At 63.6% G+C, this 16296-nt stretch carries 19 protein-coding genes; 7 read left to right on the top strand and 12 right to left on the bottom strand.

Annotation, left to right across the window (positions count from 1 at the left end; all coding sequences use genetic code 11):
- Positions 1–7 precede the first annotated feature (7 nt).
- Both ACO6D6_RS05225 and secA2 read right to left on the bottom strand, forming a co-directional pair.
- Positions 8–988 carry a ribose-phosphate diphosphokinase gene (locus ACO6D6_RS05225; protein ID WP_484783823.1) on the bottom strand — a complete coding sequence of 327 codons (981 nt, stop codon included), beginning with the start codon at positions 986–988 and terminating at the stop codon, positions 8–10.
- Between the two features lie 351 nt (positions 989–1339).
- Positions 1340–3610 (bottom strand): accessory Sec system translocase SecA2, encoded by a 2271-nt coding sequence (gene secA2, locus ACO6D6_RS05230; RefSeq protein WP_484783825.1) that lies wholly within the window; start codon positions 3608–3610, stop codon positions 1340–1342.
- A gap of 570 nt (positions 3611–4180) precedes the next feature.
- Here secA2 and ACO6D6_RS05235 point away from each other — a divergent pair.
- On the top strand, positions 4181–5356 hold the full coding sequence (locus tag ACO6D6_RS05235; protein ID WP_484783827.1) for a sensor histidine kinase: 1176 nt from the start codon (positions 4181–4183) through the stop codon (positions 5354–5356).
- Positions 5353–6015: a response regulator gene (locus tag ACO6D6_RS05240; protein ID WP_484783829.1), complete on the top strand. Its 663-nt coding sequence runs from the start codon at positions 5353–5355 to the stop codon at positions 6013–6015. Before ACO6D6_RS05235 ends, ACO6D6_RS05240 begins: the two co-directional genes overlap by 4 nt.
- Before the next feature lie 15 nt (positions 6016–6030).
- Here the strand turns inward: ACO6D6_RS05240 and ACO6D6_RS05245 are convergent, their stop codons facing one another.
- The 10 genes from ACO6D6_RS05245 to ACO6D6_RS05290 all read right to left on the bottom strand — a co-directional run bounded on the left by ACO6D6_RS05245 (position 6031) and on the right by ACO6D6_RS05290 (position 14376).
- Positions 6031–6927: a hypothetical protein gene (locus ACO6D6_RS05245; RefSeq protein WP_484783831.1), complete on the bottom strand. Its 897-nt coding sequence runs from the start codon at positions 6925–6927 to the stop codon at positions 6031–6033.
- The gene (locus ACO6D6_RS05250; RefSeq protein ID WP_484783833.1) at positions 6924–8162 is read right to left on the bottom strand and encodes a M16 family metallopeptidase; all 1239 of its coding nucleotides are present in this window, start codon (positions 8160–8162) and stop codon (positions 6924–6926) included. Before ACO6D6_RS05250 ends, ACO6D6_RS05245 begins: the two co-directional genes overlap by 4 nt.
- On the bottom strand, positions 8159–9010 hold the full coding sequence (locus ACO6D6_RS05255; protein ID WP_484783834.1) for a hypothetical protein: 852 nt from the start codon (positions 9008–9010) through the stop codon (positions 8159–8161). The genes ACO6D6_RS05250 and ACO6D6_RS05255 overlap by 4 nt, the downstream gene beginning before the upstream one ends.
- On the bottom strand, positions 9010–9645 hold the full coding sequence (locus ACO6D6_RS05260; protein ID WP_484783836.1) for a flavoprotein: 636 nt from the start codon (positions 9643–9645) through the stop codon (positions 9010–9012). The genes ACO6D6_RS05255 and ACO6D6_RS05260 overlap by 1 nt, the downstream gene beginning before the upstream one ends.
- 83 nt (positions 9646–9728) lie before the next feature.
- Positions 9729–9893, bottom strand: coding sequence for an LxmA leader domain family RiPP (locus tag ACO6D6_RS05265; RefSeq protein WP_484783838.1), 165 nt, complete (start codon positions 9891–9893; stop codon positions 9729–9731).
- A 91-nt stretch (positions 9894–9984) separates the two neighbouring features.
- A complete protein-coding gene (locus ACO6D6_RS05270; protein ID WP_484783839.1) occupies positions 9985–10161 on the bottom strand; it encodes an LxmA leader domain family RiPP in 177 nt (58 codons plus the stop codon).
- 73 nt (positions 10162–10234) lie between these two features.
- Positions 10235–11170, bottom strand: a complete 936-nt coding sequence (locus ACO6D6_RS05275; protein ID WP_484783841.1) for a T3SS effector HopA1 family protein — start codon at positions 11168–11170, stop codon at positions 10235–10237.
- Positions 11167–12267: a class V lanthionine synthetase subunit LxmK gene (gene lxmK / locus ACO6D6_RS05280; RefSeq protein ID WP_484783843.1), complete on the bottom strand. Its 1101-nt coding sequence runs from the start codon at positions 12265–12267 to the stop codon at positions 11167–11169. The genes ACO6D6_RS05275 and lxmK overlap by 4 nt, the downstream gene beginning before the upstream one ends.
- A gap of 178 nt (positions 12268–12445) precedes the next feature.
- The gene (locus ACO6D6_RS05285) at positions 12446–13378 is read right to left on the bottom strand and encodes an ABC transporter permease (protein ID WP_484783845.1); all 933 of its coding nucleotides are present in this window, start codon (positions 13376–13378) and stop codon (positions 12446–12448) included.
- The gene (locus ACO6D6_RS05290) at positions 13375–14376 is read right to left on the bottom strand and encodes an ABC transporter ATP-binding protein (RefSeq protein WP_484783847.1); all 1002 of its coding nucleotides are present in this window, start codon (positions 14374–14376) and stop codon (positions 13375–13377) included. The genes ACO6D6_RS05285 and ACO6D6_RS05290 overlap by 4 nt, the downstream gene beginning before the upstream one ends.
- Before the next feature lie 100 nt (positions 14377–14476).
- Here ACO6D6_RS05290 and ACO6D6_RS05295 point away from each other — a divergent pair, with 100 nt between their 5' ends.
- From ACO6D6_RS05295 to ACO6D6_RS05315, 5 genes are all read left to right on the top strand, one after another.
- The gene (locus ACO6D6_RS05295; protein WP_484783678.1) at positions 14477–14764 is read left to right on the top strand and encodes a transposase; all 288 of its coding nucleotides are present in this window, start codon (positions 14477–14479) and stop codon (positions 14762–14764) included.
- 71 nt (positions 14765–14835) lie between these two features.
- Positions 14836–15165, top strand: coding sequence for an IS3 family transposase (locus tag ACO6D6_RS05300; RefSeq protein ID WP_484783677.1), 330 nt, complete (start codon positions 14836–14838; stop codon positions 15163–15165).
- Positions 15137–15334: a DDE-type integrase/transposase/recombinase gene (locus tag ACO6D6_RS05305; RefSeq protein ID WP_484783675.1), complete on the top strand. Its 198-nt coding sequence runs from the start codon at positions 15137–15139 to the stop codon at positions 15332–15334. The genes ACO6D6_RS05300 and ACO6D6_RS05305 overlap by 29 nt, the downstream gene beginning before the upstream one ends.
- A 56-nt stretch (positions 15335–15390) precedes the next feature.
- The gene (locus ACO6D6_RS05310) at positions 15391–15648 is read left to right on the top strand and encodes an integrase core domain-containing protein (RefSeq protein ID WP_484783673.1); all 258 of its coding nucleotides are present in this window, start codon (positions 15391–15393) and stop codon (positions 15646–15648) included.
- 80 nt (positions 15649–15728) lie between these two features.
- Entirely contained in the window at positions 15729–16013 is a 285-nt protein-coding gene (locus ACO6D6_RS05315) for a hypothetical protein (RefSeq protein WP_484783849.1), read from the top strand.
- Positions 16014–16296 lie beyond the last annotated feature (283 nt).

Below are 16296 nucleotides of genomic sequence, written 5' to 3' on the forward strand. Positions count from 1 at the left end.
ACCGGAATCAGAACAGGCCCTCGGGTTCCTGGGGTTGGGCGTAGGCGGGATCGACCCCGTTGAACAGTGTCGAGACCGAGTTTCCGCTGTGAATCCGGGCGATGGCCTCCGCGAACAGCGAGGCGACGCTCAGCACCTTCAGGCCCGGGAAGTTCTCGGGTGCGGGGACGGTGTTGGTGGAGACCACCTCCGAGATGTGGGTGGCGGAGGTGAGCCGCTCCACCGCCGAGCCGGTGAACAGTCCATGGGTGCAGGCGATGGAGGCCTCGACGCACCCGAAATCGGCCAGCCGGGAGACGATCTCGACGATCGACCCGCCCGTGGCGATCTCGTCGTCCAGGACGATTGCCTTCTTGCCCGCGACGTCACCGACCACCGACGAGATCACCACCTTGTCGTCGGCGAGGCGCTGCTTGTTGCCGGCGGCCACTGGCAATCCGAGGAGCCGCGCCAGCAGCGTCGCCTGTTTGGCGTTGCCGAGGTCCGGGGAGACGACGACGTGGTTGCTGAGGTCGCGGCCGCGGTAGTGGTCGGCGATGACGCCGAGCGCCGTGAGGTGATCCACCGGCACGGAGAAGAACCCGTGGACCTGCGGGGCGTGGAGGTTCATCGTCAGCACCCGGTCGACGCCGGCGGTGACCAGCAGGTCGGCGACGAGACGACCGCCCAGGGAGATGCGGGAGGCGTCCTTCTTGTCGGAACGGGCGTAGGCGTAGTGCGGGATCACCGCCGTGATCTGCGCCGCCGACGCGCCACGGGCGGCGTTGACCATCAGCAGCAGTTCCATCAGGTGCTCCTGGGTGGGTGGCACGAGCGGCTGCACGATGTAGACGTCGCGTTGTCGGCAGTTGGCGAGCAGCTGGGCCTGGAGGCAATCGTTGCTGAACCGGGAGATCTTCACGTGACTCCGGGGAACCTCAAGGTGGTCACAGATCTCGTCAGCCAGCGCATGATGGGCGGAACCGGAGAAAACAACGATGCCCTTCACGGTCTCTCCTTGTTAGACGGCTGTACATCCCCACCCTAGTGGGGAGGTCATCGGCGAGACCGTCAAGGTCGTCGCGACACGGTGGAGCTTGTCAAAAACTCTTCTCACCGGCCGCCAGCTCTCCCGTCAAACGCCAGCTCTCCCGTCGTTCGCTTGCTCTACCGTCGTTCGCTTGCCCTACCGTCGTCCGCCTGCCCTACCGTCGTTCGCCTGCCTTCCCGACGGAAACGCCAGCCCAACCGTCAAACGCCAGCGCTACAGCGCAAGCAAACGACCACAAGGCAAGCGAACCCCAACTGGCCCCGCCCCGGACAAGCGAACCCCACCCCCACCCCACGAGGTAGGCAGACGCTATCCCCGACCCGCGAGGCGACGACGCAGGGCACGACCCATCCGGGTGAAGTCATCGCCCAGTTCGTTGTCGGTGACGGTGTAGGCCCAGGTGGCGCTGGGAATCCGGGCCCCCAGCGACTCCAGGTCCAGCCGCCCGTCGACGACCGCAGCATCCAGGAGGGTGGCGACGGCGTCGTCGAGGATGCGTCCGGAAAGACCCTGGTAGGCCGCCCCCATCTCCTTCTCGAACTCGGTCAGCGGATCCTCACGGGCCAGCACCCGCAGGTGGATGCCCTCGCGCAGCTCGGCGGCGTGCCCGAGGTGCGCGCTCCAGGCGGCGTCGATGGCTGCGACCAGCGCCAGTCGCGCCGCCGCCTCGAGTTCGTCCGCCCCGACCCGCTCCCCCAGCCCCACGACCTCCTCGGGTGCGTGTTCGGCGAGCCGGTCGAGGGCCTCGGGCCCCTCGAGACAGGTTTCGCGCACCTCGACGAGGTGGGCGCGTTGGCGGCGCAGCAGTTCGCCGTAGCGCCACGACAACCACCTCAGGTTGCGCTGCTCGCCGTCGCTGACCCGCTGCGCATGGTCCACGGCTCCCAGGACGCGACGGTTCGCGCGGCACTGTTCGACCTCACCGTCGCCGTCCACGACCGCGGGTTCGGGATGGTCAGGGTCGTTGTCGGTGACGAGACGGTCCGCGAGGCTGGCGAGGAACACCGACTCCCCCGGATCACCCTGCCGGCCGGCGCGGCCGCGGAGCTGGTCGTCGAGCCGGGCGCTGGGGAAACGCCCCACCCCGACCACCAGCAGCCCACCCGCCTCGACGGCCTCGGGTGAGGGCACCACGTCGGTGCCGCGCCCGGCCATCTGCGTCGAGACCGTGACCCGGCCCGCCTCACCGGCCCGCGAGATGATCGCGGCCTCCTCGGTGGTGTTGCGGGCGTTCAGCAGCACGCATTCGATGCCGAGGCCGCGCAGCAGGTCCGCGATCCGCTCCGATTCCCTCACGCTCTGGGTCGCGACCAGCACGGGTCGCCCCCGCTCCCCGGATTCCCGGACGAGGTCCGCCAGGGCCGCGTCGCGATGCTCGGAGGTGGCGTGGAGCCGGGTGGGGTGGTCGGTGCGGCGGCACGGCAGGTGCGACGGGATCACCGCGACCTGCAGCCCGTACAGGGATTCGAGTTCCTCGTCGGCGGACCGCATGGTCGCGCTCATGCCGACGAGCCTCTCGTAGCCGCCGACCAGTTCCGCGATGACGAGCTGGTCGAGGACCTGGAGTCCGGGGGCGGTCTCGAGGGCTTCCTTCGCCTCGACGGCGAGCTGCAGCCCGTCGGGCCAGCGTTGCAGCCGGTCCACCCTTCCCCGCGACCCGCTGACGAGCCAGACGCGGTCGTCGGCGACGAGGTAGTCGACGTCGCGTTCCAGGGCGGCGTGGGCGTGGAGGGCGAGGTTCAGCGAGACGAGGAACTCGGAGTCGGTGCCGAACAGGTCGCGTCCGGGGTGGTCGTCCTCGACGCGGCGCAACCCGTCGTCGGTGAGGTGGACGGTGCGGCGGTCGGGCGCGACGACGTAGTCGCGGCCCGCCTCGAGGCCTCGCACGTAGGCGGCGAGCGCCAGGGCGTGTTCGTCGCGGTGCGGTTCGGCGTCGGCGGCGAGCACCAGGGGCACACGGGCCTCGTCGAGCAGGACCGCGTCGGCCTCGTCGACGAGCACCACCTCGCGGCGGGCCCCGGTGCGGTCCCCGGGCCGGGCGGCGAGGCGGTCGCGGAGCAGGTCGAAACCGGCCTCGGCCACCGAGGAGTAGGTGATGTCGGCGGCGTAGGCGACCTGCCGGGCGGGCAGGTCCTGGTCGGCCTGCACGGCCGCGCAGGTCAGTCCGAGGCCGCGGTACAGCGGACCCATCCAGTCGGCGTCGCGGGCCGCGAGGTAGTCGTTGGCGGTCAGCACGTGGACGTGGCGCCCCTCCAGGGCCCAGCCGGCGGCGGCCATCGCACCCACGAGGGTCTTGCCCTCCCCGGTCGCCAGTTCGATGGAGAACCCTCGCAGCAGGGCGGCGGTGGCCAGGTACTGGTTGGGGAAGGGGTCGAGCCCCACCTCCCGCCCCGCCACCTCACCTGCGACCGCCAGGAAACCGGCCAGTTCGGCGTCGCCGGTCACATCGAGCCGGTTCGGGGCCTCGGGAGGGTCCTGCGGCATGGCGTCCACCACCCGTTGGAGGCGTTTGAGGCGCTTGTCATTGGCGGAACGCCACATGGACTCGCGCAGGCGGTCGGCGACGGATGTGAGGGGCAAGATGACTCCTGGGTCGGGTGCCATCCAGCCTAGATGGCCAAGTCCAAGGGGTGTTGGCGGTCATGAGTGGAGGAATGGGAGTGTTGGTAAGGCCGTTGCCCCGGCGTTGCTGCGGAAAGATCTAGGCCTTCATCATCCTTGTGGACACCCGCAGTACGCACGACCGACTCGGAATCCAGCTCAGCAGACTCCGAAGAGCCTACAAATAAACGAACGGGCGTTCGGTTCGTGCTTGACTGACGCATGTGTCGAAGGTTCTGGGGTCGAAGTGGCCGCGCAAGCGACTTCCGGGACGAGCATCAAGGCGGCGATCAGGGCGCTGACAAGGAGTTTTTTCATGGCTGAGCTCTCTTTTCGTGGTGCTGGTGCCAAGCGTGTTCTCGGCTGTGTTCCGCAGTCTTGCAGCGCCCCCTCGTCCGCCTTCTGTACCGGAGGCTATTTGCCACGTGTACGAAAGTTCTGCCATCGGGCAGCTTGGGAGCAATCCTCATCTAGACTTTGTCCATGGCGCAACGATCGCAGGGGTGGGTCGGCCAGGCCCGACGACTACCCGGGGGAAGAGTCACTCGGGTGCTTCTATTCGTCGTTGTTGCCGCCTTGGCCGCAAGCGACGTCCTCAACGGCGATGTCGACCTGTCGACCTCCTCGGGGTGGTTCGAGCTCATCCTCCCTCTCTTGCCACTCCTGGCGCTGCTGGCGGGCCCGTATCTGGCCGCCGCCACATGGATCGCAGTCGTCATGGCTATCGCTCTGCTTGGCGCGCCGCTGCTGTTGATATACGCCACGACGATTCCCATGGTATTCGCTGTGGGGTTCACAACTTTTGCGCTGCCGCGAATACCTGCTCTGGTCTTTGCCGGTTTAGCCTTGATCACCGGCCCCGTATTTGGCATGATAAACCCTGACTCTCAAAAGGGCATGGTCGCCATGATCATCGTCGCATTGTGTGCGGCTGCTGCTGGCCTCGCGGCCAACACTTTTAAGTCGAGGGCAGAGCGGGCTGCCGATGAGGTTGAAAAGCTACGCGAGGAGCAAATCCGTATTCGTAACGAGGAGCGAACGAGGCTCGCACACGAATTGCACGACATTGTCGCACACGACGTCACGGTAATCGCGATGCAAGCGCGACGCGCAGAGACCTATGCCGATCCCGCGAAGAAGGACGAGTTGCTTGAGACGATCGGCGACGCGGCCTCGCAGGCCTTGCAGGACCTGCGCAGCCTCGTCCTCCTCCTGAAGCAGAACAACGAGGGCGACTCCCCCACCCCGGGCACGACGCCTGAGGAGGCTTTGGAGATCGCGGCGCCATCCGGCGAAACAACGACCGCCGCCGGGCTTGTCCACGACGCGAAGAACGTCGCGGCCGCCCTGGAAAAGGCCGGTTTCCGTGTCAACTTGGAACTGACCGGCCCCGTCGCGCGCGTACCCGAGATTGTGCGGCAGGTACTGCGCCGCACCGTCCGCGAGCTCGGGACCAATGTGTTGAAGCACGGCGCTCCCAACAGTGAGGTGCGGCTCGCTCTCACGGTTGAGGAGAATCGGGTAGCGCTTTCTTCGTCAAATCACATTGCTGCTGGCAAGCCAATAGCCTCTTCGCGGACCGGAATCGAGTCGATGAAGGCCAGAACTGAGGTATTCGAGGGCAGCGTTGTCGCCGAAGCCAAGGGGGGAGTGTGGACGACGACCATGATCATCCCGACAAAACTCAAGACTCTCGCCGCTTCAAGAATGGGAGAACTGATATGACCCGCGTGCTGCTGGTCGACGATGAGTCATTGACCCGCGAAACCCTGCGCGACTATCTCACACTGGACCCGTCCCTCCACGTGGTTGGCGAAGCCGCTGGCGGGCAGGTGGCGCTGCGCCAGACAGCAGCCCTGCGACCAGACTTGATCCTCATGGACATGCAGATGCCGATCCTTGACGGAGTTGGCGCCACCGCAAAAATTCATGCGGAATACCCCGAAGTAAAAATCTTGGGTCTCACCACGTTCGCGACGGACCGATACATCGTCGATCTCCTTCGCGCCGGAGCTTCCGGATACATAGTGAAAGACACCAAACCGCGAGACCTGATCGCCGCAATCCATACCGTGATGGCGGGTGAGGCTGCTTTGTCTCCGGAGGTCACAAAATACGTCATCAAAGGACTGGAAACATCCATTCCCGCAACCACGAGGCCAAACCAGGAACTCCTCAACAAACTCACCGAGAAGGAGATGGAGGTCATTCGTCTCCTGGCGCAGGGAATGAGCAACCGGGAGATGGCAAAGGAACTCTTTGTCACCGAATCGACAATTAAGCAGCGCTTCGTGAAAGTGATGGAAAAGATGGGGGTCCGAGACCGGATCCAGATCTTGATCGAAGCAATCCAGCACGGCTTGGTAAAAATCAACCGCAGCTAGGCCTGATCGTTCCGGTCACGCGGCTACCCCTAGAACCTCGCTCAGTGGCTCCAGCAGCCCAGCGAACCCGGCTCGCAGGTTGGGCGCGGCATCACGGACGGCGGCGTCGGGGTCGTGCACGAGGCAACCACCCCAGCCCATCACCTCGTACTCGGCGATTGCATTGGCCAGACCACCCGGCGACTGCCAGGCACGCCGCAGGTTCGCCCCGGCGAAGGCGATTGCGGATTCCGGCTCCGCTACAACGTCGCGCGCGAAGTCTCCCGCAACGTCGATGACGTCGTAAATGCCCCGTCCCTCGGCCTCGATGGCGAACGTCCAGACTACAGCAGGAATTCCGTTGATCAGCCTGCGGCTGATGGTCACGGCTGCGGGAAGTCCGGCTTCTTGCAGCACATCCTGGAGGGTTCGATGTGGGCCAGCGAGTAGCGCGCTGAGGGCAACGAATGTCGCTGCATGCCCGGCCTTGGCCGCCGGATCCAGCCCGATGACCGTCGTGTGCTCAATTCCTTCCTGACGTTTTTGCTGGAACGAGCTCACGATCTTTTGATCAGCCCCTTCCAGGTCGAGCGGGCCCCAGGCAGGCGCTGCTGCAAACTCCCCGGGCTCGCCCGGCCCGACCGCGACCACGACGGGGTGGGTCACCTCATCAGGTCGTGTGCGCAGCGTCCTGGCCACAGCTTCGCTCCACGCCTCGGCGCCCGCTTCTGGAAGGGTGGCGACCAGGCAGCTCGCCCCGGCTGCATGCCTCCAGGTGGTCTGGACAGGACGCAGGCGAGCCGGCAGCGGGGCGGCTGCCCCCTTGAGCGCTGTACGCTGGCCGGCGGCTGCGTCGTCATTCGTCCGCCACGCGATCGCGAGGCTGTGAAAGGCAGAACGGTCATCTGGAACGAAGAAGTGTCGAGGTGTCATGTCGCGTCTTCCTTTACCTGGATTCGAATGGAAGCGAAGGGTTGGCTGGCCAGGCGCGTGCTGGCTTCGGCCACGAGGGTTCGGATGCCTTTCGGGTGCGTCAGCAATCCGCGGAGTCGCGTGACGAGGTCGGGCGCGAAGGTCGGTTCCCCTCGAAGCAGCACATCGCGTGCGACGGCCCTTGTCAAGCAGCCATCGTCGGCGGTAGAGGCTTCGGCGCGGGCCGCAGCGCGGCCTACCGCGTGTAGCAGCAGGTCGTCGTCGGTCACCGAGGCAGCACGCAGCCGATCTGCGGGGTCAAGGGCGAATGCCGTGTCGTCGACGACTACGAACAAGTCGTCGTGCACCATGTCACCAGGGCCGAACAGCCCTGCACTGGCGTCCAGGCCCCTCTGGGCTGCCAAGAGTTCCGCGACGACGAGATCCCCCAGCATCGGTGGGGTTGGTGTCTTGGGTGCCGCAGCCGTCGCCGACAACAGACGTGGCCTTTCGCCAATAGCCGTCATCACCGAGCTTTGCGTGATTGCCTGCCCTGCCTGCTCCGGCACCTCCGCTTCGTCCCGGCGTCCAGGGACAGCACTCATCGCTTCGGCCAAGGCGGCCACGACCTCCTCGCCGGGCTGGTCGGACAACGCGACGACCGCAGCAGTGTCAGGCCGATAGCGCTTGGCGTGGAGATTTCGCAGCACGGTGGCGGTGGCGCGATCAGAAAGGTCCATGTCGCCACTGCCATCATGGGTATTGGAGTGGTCGCGCCAGTAGAGGGAGGTGAGATGAGGCCAGGGCAGCAAGCCGCCGGGGGCTTTGGCGAGTCGGTTCCGACGCTCCGTCGCTACCGCAGCGATCTGCTCCAGGAGCTGTTCCCCCTTGAACGCCGGGTAGAACGCCTGCTCTACGAGGCGCCGGATCATGGTTGAAACGTCGTCGAGACCTGCCGTCTCGCAGAACTCGGTATAGTCCATGTGGGTGTGTGCGCCGAGCACGCCAGCGGCCCGCGCCACCTGTAGTTGTCGCTCGAGCCCCTGACTCAGCGAACTGTCCTGATAGACCATGTGCTCGATCAGGTGCATCATGCCCTCCTGCCCGGGCAGTTCATCACGCATACCGGCGCGAACAGCCAAGGCGACGGTACGGTTGCGGGCGTGCGGCGCATGGATGGCGACCACAGTGGCGCCGTTTTCAAGCACAGTTTGAAAAGCCAGATGACCGCGGATACGTAACGTGCTGAGGTTCATAGGAATCCTTCCTCTGTCTGGCCATCGCATGCTTCCAGGTAGGTGCGGGCCAGCTGAATGAGGAGATTGGCGTGCTTGATTTCTGCTCCGGCGTAGTGATGCCAGTCGAAGGCATGCTGGAGGAGCCTGAAGGCTATGCCGACGCGCACCTGGTTCGGTGCAGGGAACGAACCGTAACCGGCTTCGAGTCCCTTTCGGAGGGCAAGTATTTGTGATCGGAGGCCAAGGTAGAAGTGATACAGCTCGGACAGTTCGCCGAGAACCCATACGATGTCGTAGCCCGGGTCGGCGACTCCGATGTCCTCGCCTGTCAGCAAAGCGATTTTCGAGCCTGTGCTATTTACGGTGCAGTGGGCCATACCGGGGCTGCCATGCACCACCCTCGTGTTCTGGTTCGTGGCTTGTGACGCCCAGCGTTGGATCTCCAGCATGCCGTCGGTGCCGAGGATGCGGTGGATCGGTGGCCACCCACCCGCGATCCAGGCGCGAGCTCGAATCAGCGTGCGGGGTGGGACCGCGCGCTGGGTGGGGACCGCGTGCTCGTGGATACGACGAATGGCGTCTCCCCAGCTGCGTCCGAGAGAACCGAGATCAACCGCTTGCTGGGCGCTGAACAGGTTCTGGAGAAGACTCGTGGTCGATGTGGCGTACACGCGTTGCGTTTCGTCGCCGGCTCCGAGAACCACCGACGCCACATCGCATTCGAGCCTGATCGACATCGACGAGAAGGGGATTGGGGCGTGGGGTCCGAGCCGATGGCTCCACCGGACACCGTCACCGTCCCCCTCGACGACGGTGTCCAGGAGACCCGTCCGTGTCGCGCGGATCGGAGCCAGCGGACCAGACATCACGCGGTCCTCGGTGAAGTCTGCGTTTCGAGAGCAGCACGGCGCCGTTCCAACTGTCGTAGAACCTCGGGGAACGTCGGTGGAATCCAGGCGTGATCGATGTCGCTGGACTCGCTGGGCCCGGGAACAGGGTCGAAGACGACAAAATTGTCAGGTTCACGCAGCAGACGAAGCGTCTCCTCGACGATGGGGTTCCCCTTCGAGCGGGGAGGCAACGATGGCGCAACACACACCGTCGCTCTCGTGGACAGGGCGGCGACGAGCGACGGAGAGTCGGCCAGGCCGCGAGCCAGTTTGGACGAGTAGCCAAGGGTTGCGGGGTAGATGAGCATCAGGTCCGCCCACTCTCCCAGCTCGATGTGGCTGGCAATGATCTCTTCTTGCCAACGATCTTCCTGAATGCGAGTCCGGAGTCGAGACTCGATGTTGTGTCGTGTGATGAACTGGTAGGCGCTCTTGCGCATGATGACGCGGAACTCGGTTTGTGGGGCTGCGCTCTGGGCCCAGTCGAGCCAATAGGGCATGACCTGAGTGCCAGCCGAGCCGGTCAGTACGACTGCGACACGCGAGAAACCGAAGGTTTCGAGGGACAGGTTGGATAGTAGGGATCTGGTGGTCTGTGATGCGAGGTTCATGGGAATCATCCCTTCAATCTGCGAGGTGAGTTTGAGACACGACCGGGGCGACGCTTTGTCGGCGCCGCCCCGGTCGGTGAGGGTCAGCAGCCGGTGGTCAGCGTGGCTCCGATGAGAACTCCTACGCAGAAGGGGCTGGTCGCCGGCGCATCCGTGGCGGCGTCGCCGCCGATCTCCTCGGGGCTGGTGAAGGTGTCGTGGGCCTCGGCCAGTTCGACGAGGTCGGTGCTGTTGATGTTGTTCGACATGTTATGCTTCTTTCTGCTAAATGGTCAGCGGCGCTGAACCGGGTTTTTGGATTTCGTTTGGCGATGAAGTTTTATCTTGGTGGCGCCGCTATCAGCACCCGGCGCCGTAGGTGGCGCCCACGATGATCCCGATACACAGCGGGGAGGTCGCGGGGGCTTCGCCAGCCGCGTCAGCGCCGATCTCGTCGACGGTGGTGAAGGCGTCGTGGCCCTCAGCCAGCTCGGTGAGAGCGCCGGCCTGGATTTCGGTGGCGTTGAAATCGGACATGGTGTTTCCTTTCGGGTTGGCCTCTTGTGAGGCGATTTCTTGGGTTTTCCCGACGGTCTCGGGAAGTTCTGGGTTAGCTGGCTAGATTTCTGCCAGGGTGGTGGGGATCGATTCGCGCTGCGCGCGCCTCCTCGTCCCACACGGAGGTGAGGGTTCGCTGCTCGTAGTTCGCCCGGATCATCGCGTCGGCGAGCACCCGGGAGCGGTGCTGCCCGAAGCTGAGTCTCCGGTAGGCAGTGCGCAGGTCCATGGGTTCGGCTGCCTCGGCCAGGCCGGGCACGATCTCCTCTGCGAAGATCGACATGGGCGGCCCCGAGGCTGTGCCGAGCTCGAGTACTCGCGTCACGATTTCTAGGGTTTTGAATCGGTCGGTTGTTGTTGTGTAGACGACCACGGCATCTGACCTGGGGTACGCCGAGCTGCTCGACAGCGCCTTTGCATGGTAGGCGACACCCGCGTCGTTGAGGCCTGTCAGGAGCGAACTCCAAAGCGCCAGGGTATCGCCGGCACAACTCCGGGAGATGTAGAAGCGCACCAGGTTCCCGCGTCCGATTCCTCGCTGCCCAAGGGCGAGCACGTAGCCGGGGGTGGTGTGGGTGCGCCAACTTGGCAGGCGGACTCCGATGATGGTGCCGCGGTCATCCTGGATTGCCTGTTCGAGGTCGACGAGCACCTTCAGGTCGTCAACCAGGATGGTTCGCAGGTGCGGCGCCACCCTCACCGCGGTGCTTGCTTCCGACGCTACGGCCACGACGTGGCGATGGGGGATGGCTTCGACAAGCGGTTCAAGGAGATCGGGGCGAATTGCTGCGCGGCCGAGAGCCTCCAGGTCGGAGTTACGGACGTGAAGCTGGGCGTAGAGTGCGGTGTACAGTTTGGGCCGCAGCTCGGCGAGGCTGGGGGCCTCAATCGTCTCTTCTCCGATCGTCGCGGCGGTGCCGCTGGGGTGGACGTTCAGGTCGAGTTCTTCAAGTAGGGTGGCGAAGCTCGTTGCCAGTACGGTGCTCATGCGACGGACTCCTCGATTCCAAGGGCAATGGCATATCTGTCGGGATGTAGAAGGATTCTGCGCCCGATGCCAGCCGCGGCGCGTTCAATACCGGGTAGCTGGGCGACAAACGAGGCCCGAGTAACGGTTCGATCGATCAAATGCCAGCCCAGGTGGGCGGTCGCTCGTGTGGCGAGACCCTCGTCGGTAGTGGCGGTCTCTGACCGATAGGCAGTCCACAGCCGACGGATCTGGGGTACCAGATGGGTCATGCGCTCCGTGATTCGACGCGTGGCACTGGCGGTGTCGAAACGGTCAGGTGGAGAACCGGCACCAGCTCGGCTGGTCACGGTGTCGAGCACCGCGCGGTAGATCCATTCACCGGCCAGCGTGCCGAGGTCGCGGGCGGGATCGCCCTGGCCAAACTCCTCCCAATCGAGGAGGCTCAACTCGTCCCCGTCGATATGGAATTGGTCAAGGCGTAGGTCCCCGTGGATCGGGGCAGTACGGTGGCTGTCTTCAACCGTCCTCAGCTGGGACACTGCTTCTACAAGTTCCGCGTCCTGCTGCAGGGTAGGCCAGAGTCGCAGCTCCGCCAGGGTGAGCTCGGCGTAACGATGGTGTGGAACTCCATGGAACATCGCGACCGGCGGGCTCGGGGGATTCGTGGGCAGAAGACCACTGGTCGGACCGGAGTGGAGCCGGGCCAGGAGGCGGCCCGCGGTCGTTGAGAAGGAGTGCGGGACTTTCTCGTCGACGAGCAGCTGCGCGAGGCTACTACCCGAGCAATACTCGAAGACCAGCAGTTGACGGCGGGAACAGTGGGCCAGGAGGCGTGGGCCCGGGGCGGCGAATCGAGGGTGCTCCGCGGCGAAGGTTGCGTATGCCAGCGACCTGGTGAACGCCGCCTCCCCCGCCTTTACCAGCGAGATCTGCTTGACGAACACTCTGCGACCGGAATCGAGCGTCATGACCCACGCACCGTTGCGGCCGCTAAAACCGGGGGCAGCGACGTTGGTGACGGTCGCGTGGTCGCCGAGCAGTGCGACGGTTGCTTCCGCGATGGAGCGGAACTGTGGGTCCGTGCGCCAGGTCGGGTGGGCTGCGGTGAGCGTCATGACGGGCTCGATTCTTCCGGTTGTTGGATCAGGCGAACAGGGTGACGAGGAGGTAAGCGACTGCGAATCCGGCAACCGCGAGCGCGATGTTCATGAGGAAGCGCTTGGCCTGGCTGGACTTGGCTGTCTGGGCGGTCATGATGATTTCCTTTCGCTGGTTTGGGGTTTGTGACTGGCCTCAAGCGAGGTCGTCGGAGGTCATGGATTTACGGAACGACACCCGAGAACCGGTACGAAGCGCGTTGTTTCGGTAGATGCGGGTCGTGAGTCGGAACAGGAGAGGCACCGCCGCGGCAGCGATGACCGCTGCGATGACGATCTCCAAGGTCGAGACACTGTTCGTCGCGAATCGCATCGGCATCACATACGAGGAGAACAAGGGGAGGTAGGAAACGACCTTCACCCAAAGGGCATCGAGATGGTGCGGCACCACGTGCATGGCGACGACGAGGAGCACCATCTGGATCACGGACAGCGGTTTGGAAGCCGTTCCGAGGTCTTCTTGTCGTGAAACAGTCGAAGCGAGCAGGGTGCTGAGGGTCGCGAAGGTGATGAAACCCTGCATGAACCAGACGAAGAACCACAGCAGGCTCGGGCCAAACTCGATGTTCAGGACCGACCAGCCACCGACGACCGAGAATCCAGCGACGACTGCAACCCCGACGACAAACAGCTGTGCGAAGGTCACGAGCCCAACGCCAATCATCTTTCCGGCCAGCAGCGGGCCGACGCCGATCTTGGTGAGCAGGATCTCAACAATTCTGGAAGATTTCTCTTCGACAACCCCCAGGGACAGGATCTGCGATGAGTAGACGAGCGCGGCCAGCAAAGCCGTGATCATCGCCGTCGCTAAGAGGACTCCAGTGTTAATCGGAACGGTTCCGGTGCCCCGATAGGCATCAACGAGGAACCATCCACCAACGCCCGCACCGACACCTGCGAACAGGGCCAGAACAATCGTCGCCATCACGATAGTCCGGTTCTTCAAGCGAGTCAGAAGCTCGCGTCGGATGATGCTCCCAGCTGCGTTGACTTGTGCGATCTCAGCCTGCTGGGAAGCGCGGGCCGGGGTAGCGGCCTTGACTTCAGTTCCAGTTACCAGAGTGGTCATCGGATTCCTCCAATAGGTTCAAGTTCGGGCTCGGGGTCGAAAGCAATACCGCCGAGACGTTCAGTAAGGATCTCCGCCAAAGACCGCTGCCGCTGCTCAATGTTGCGGAGACCACCGCGTCGCACTGCAGCTTGCAGAACACCGGCAGGGATATCGTGGTTACTGCCTTCCAAGGCGATCATGATCGAGCGCGGGTCGTCCGGAACAGGCGACGGCACCAAACCAGGAACCAGCGAGAGCTCCGCGGCAAAGGCATCAGTGACGTCGTCGGAGAGAGTCAGGCGCCAGCGCGACCAGGAGTCATCCTGGAGCTCCGAAACTCGACCACTCGCGACGACCTTGCCCTGGTCGAGAACACAGACACGGTCACAAAGTCGCTCGACAAGCTCAAGCTGATGCGAAGAGAACAGCACCCCGACTCCGAGCGCCGCCTGCTCCTTAAGCAGATCAGCCATCGTCTCAACAGCCAGCGGGTCGAGTCCGGAGAACGGCTCATCCAAGACAAGGAGCGTCGGCTTGCCGACAAGCGCCGCACCAAGCTGCACCCGCTGCTGGTTACCCAGCGACAGATCCTGGACCAGTAAGTTCTCGCGGCCACAAAGACCAAGAGCCGCGATCAGGTCGGATGCGATCTCCTTCGCCTCCGGCAAGGACTTACCTTCCAGCAGCGCGAAGTGAACCAGTTGGTCCTCCACGGTCATCCCCGGATAGAGGCCGCGCTCCTCCGGCATATACCCAATGGCGCGCCGGTCATCGGCGGTGACCGGCCGACCATCCCAAGTGATCTCACCAGCCGATGGGGTGAGCAGCCCGAGGATGAGCCGCATGGTGGTGGTCTTGCCCGCACCGTTACCGCCAATGAATCCGACGATCTCACCCCGGGCAACTGCCAGGTCAACACCGTGCAGCACCTGATGGCCACCGAAACTCCGGCTGACTCCGTTCAACTGAAGACCAAGCATTTTTCCCTCCGCAAAGTCATTCGGTTTTTCTGACACCTGAAACGCTACGGAGGTTTCCGGAAACTGGAGTGCTATACGTTTCGTGGACAGTGACGAAAAACAGGTTTAATCGAACATGTGAGGTAAAATCTGTATTATGTCCGCATCTAAGTACAGCGAAGAGTTCAAACAGCAAGTCGTGTTGGAGGTCGTTGAGAAGTCCCGCACGATCAGCGAGGTGGCAAAATCCTACGGTCTGGTCCCGCAAACCGTGGGAAACTGGGTGAACAAGTGGAGGAAAACCCATTCCGGCATCGAGGGTGAGGAAATGACGGCAGCCCAACTTGCCGAGTACAAGAAAATCAAAGCCGAGCTGCGTGAGGCCCGGATGGAGATCGATTTCTTGAAAAAAGCGGCGGCCTTCTTCGCGCAGGAGTCCCGGTAAAAACACGATACGCGTACATCCACCGCGAAGAAGGCAACTACCCGACCCGTTTGATGTGCCACTGCCTGGAGGTGTCGCATTCAGGCTATTACGCCTGGCGCAACAGGGGCATGTCGGAAACCCAGAAACACCGTGAAGAACTCGCCATTTTTGTGACGTATTTCTTCAACGACTCCAAACAAACCTACGGTTATAGACGGGTCCACAAAGTCTTGGAACGCAATGGTGTTGCAACCAGTCCGGAGACGGTGCGCCGGCTCATGAGGCAGGAGGGCCTGGTGGCGTGCCAGCCCCGCCCCAAGGCCCGCACCACCGTGCCTGCTGCCGACCTGGCAGGTCGCCCCGACCTGATCAAAAGGGACTTCACGGCTGATGCACCAGTTCCGGAAACTGGTGGGTGACATCACCTATATTCACACCCGGGAAGGATTCGTGTACCTGGCGACCGTGATGGACTGCTACTCGAAAAGAATTGTTGGCTACGCCATGGCAGAACACATGCGAACCGAATTGGTCCAAAACGCTCTGCAAAATTGGCGGTTCGGAACTGCCAGCCCATCAAGGGTGTGACGATTTTTCATTCGGATCGGGGATCGCAGTACACGTCCGCTGACTACACCGCCACCATGAACAAGTATGGTTTCCTCGCATCGGTGGGAAGAACCGGCGTGTGCTACGACAACGCAGCAGCGGAATCATTCAACACCACCTGCAAGAAAGAACTCGTCAACCGGAAGATCTACCACACCAGAAGAAAAGCAATCAAAGAGGTGACATCATGGATTGAACTCTGTTACAATCAGACCAGGCTTCATTCCGCGATCGGGTACCGTACCCCGAACGAAGTCCATCAGGAATGGGGGAAAACCAAGACGGCAGCCTAAACCATAATTCAAGTTTTTCACTGCCGTCCACAAAACCTATGGCAGTCCAAACCTCACCTGTACTTCGGTACAAACCCAAGATGGACTTAGGTGCAATCCCTCGCCCCGTCTGCTCCGCGGGGATTCCCACACGTCCCGGGTACTCATCAACCCGCGTCGCTGCCTTCCGGCGTCTCCCCTGCCCCACCTGCGAACGGACGGCAGCGGGCACCATCGTCGTCCTGACAGGGGCCATGATGCTGCTCGCGTCCGACGGGACGGTGCCGTCGCTGTCCGTGGCGGGGATCAGCCAGCCGCGCGGTGTCGTCGTGGACGGACACACAGCGATTCCACCCCAGCGCACACCCAGATCATGGTGGCGGTGAGTTTATGGATGCTTTTGTTGTACCGGACTGCCCCGGCACGCGGGCAAACCGGTGGCCGCGCCGCCTCGCGGGGAACAGCACCTCCTTCGCCTTCACCGACTCCGCCGGCATGAGTTCCAGCGCCCGCTTCTACCCGGCCGGTTCCGTGAGGACCGGACTGGTCGTCTACCTCGACGACAACGACCATCCGCTGCACGACCAGGACCACGACGGCGACAACCCGAACCTCCCCGGAGGCCTGGCCGGCCCCGGCAGCATCGTGGAGGCCGCCACCGCGCGGGGA

The organism is Arachnia sp. (assembly GCF_057238465.1).

Coding starts and splice junctions, on each gene's coding strand:
- ACO6D6_RS05240 (WP_484783829.1), top strand. CDS start 5,353: ATGACCCGCGTGCTGCTGGTCGACGATGAGTCATTGACCCGCGAAACC.
- ACO6D6_RS05245 (WP_484783831.1), bottom strand. CDS start 6,927: ATGACACCTCGACACTTCTTCGTTCCAGATGACCGTTCTGCCTTTCAC.
- ACO6D6_RS05250 (WP_484783833.1), bottom strand. CDS start 8,162: ATGAACCTCAGCACGTTACGTATCCGCGGTCATCTGGCTTTTCAAACT.
- ACO6D6_RS05255 (WP_484783834.1), bottom strand. CDS start 9,010: ATGTCTGGTCCGCTGGCTCCGATCCGCGCGACACGGACGGGTCTCCTG.
- ACO6D6_RS05260 (WP_484783836.1), bottom strand. CDS start 9,645: ATGAACCTCGCATCACAGACCACCAGATCCCTACTATCCAACCTGTCC.
- ACO6D6_RS05265 (WP_484783838.1), bottom strand. CDS start 9,893: ATGTCGAACAACATCAACAGCACCGACCTCGTCGAACTGGCCGAGGCC.
- ACO6D6_RS05270 (WP_484783839.1), bottom strand. CDS start 10,161: ATGTCCGATTTCAACGCCACCGAAATCCAGGCCGGCGCTCTCACCGAG.
- ACO6D6_RS05275 (WP_484783841.1), bottom strand. CDS start 11,170: ATGAGCACCGTACTGGCAACGAGCTTCGCCACCCTACTTGAAGAACTC.
- lxmK (WP_484783843.1), bottom strand. CDS start 12,267: ATGACGCTCACCGCAGCCCACCCGACCTGGCGCACGGACCCACAGTTC.
- ACO6D6_RS05285 (WP_484783845.1), bottom strand. CDS start 13,378: ATGACCACTCTGGTAACTGGAACTGAAGTCAAGGCCGCTACCCCGGCC.
- ACO6D6_RS05295 (WP_484783678.1), top strand. CDS start 14,477: ATGTCCGCATCTAAGTACAGCGAAGAGTTCAAACAGCAAGTCGTGTTG.
- ACO6D6_RS05305 (WP_484783675.1), top strand. CDS start 15,137: ATGCACCAGTTCCGGAAACTGGTGGGTGACATCACCTATATTCACACC.
- ACO6D6_RS05310 (WP_484783673.1), top strand. CDS start 15,391: ATGAACAAGTATGGTTTCCTCGCATCGGTGGGAAGAACCGGCGTGTGC.
- ACO6D6_RS05315 (WP_484783849.1), top strand. CDS start 15,729: ATGGACTTAGGTGCAATCCCTCGCCCCGTCTGCTCCGCGGGGATTCCC.